We start from the raw sequence: 366 nt of genomic DNA, 5'->3' as shown, positions 1-366 counted from the left end.
AAATGAGAGACAGAAGTATGACAAAATAGAGATGATAAAGAATGAAAAGGACCCTACTAAATATAGTGCAAAAGATTCTTCTGGAAATGTAATAAAGAACAGTTGGGTAATTCAAGGGGATTGGTATTTCTTTGCAGATGCTGATGGAGTCCTTTTGACAGGCTGGCAAGAAATTAAAGGGAAGACTTATTATTTCAGACCGGGTTTTGGTAACATGGTTGCTGTAAGTGGATCTGAAATCGATGGGAAGTACTACAACTTCAATGACGATGGTTCTGTGCTACAATCAGCATGGAAGGAAGATCAAAATGGTCTACACTATTCTGATGCTTCTGGAGTGGTTATTAAAGAAGGCTTGAAAGATAT

1 pseudogene is annotated in these 366 nt (G+C 37.4%); it reads left to right on the top strand.

The features are described 5' to 3' along the window. Window positions 1-366, top strand: a pseudogene (locus B5P40_RS29225) (cell wall-binding protein); the annotation flags it as partial.

Origin of the sequence: Bacillus sp. SRB_8 (assembly GCF_003264205.1) — a bacterium.
GTDB classification, from domain to species: Bacteria; Bacillota; Bacilli; order Bacillales; family Bacillaceae_G; genus Bacillus_A; species Bacillus_A mycoides.
This window is presented reverse-complemented; position numbering and strand designations above follow the sequence as displayed.